Source organism: Neisseria sp. HMSC064E01 (genome assembly GCF_001808875.1).
Lineage (GTDB): Bacteria > Pseudomonadota > Gammaproteobacteria > Burkholderiales > Neisseriaceae > Neisseria > Neisseria sicca_A.
In genome coordinates, this window is sequence record NZ_KV794948.1 from 1 (window position 1) to 260 (window position 260).

Here is a 260-nt window from a genome sequence, read left to right on the forward strand (position 1 = left end):
CTGATGGGCGGCGATGATCGCGACTATCTTTACGGAGGTAGTGGAAATGACGTTCTACAAGGAGGCGAAGGAAACGACCTGCTCGATGGCGGATACGGCAACGACACTTTAGATGGTGGCAGCGGTGCAGACAGCATGAGCGGTGGATATGGGGATGACATTTACTATGTAGACAATGTGAACGATACCGTTACTGAAGGATGGTTTGAAGGGACCGATACCATTTACAGCAGCGTTTCCTACACCGCCCCAACCAACGT

At 51.5% G+C, this 260-nt stretch carries 1 pseudogene; it reads left to right on the forward strand.

Annotation, left to right across the window (positions count from 1 at the left end):
- Positions 1-260 (forward strand): annotated as a pseudogene (locus HMPREF2572_RS09185) (calcium-binding protein); the annotation flags it as partial.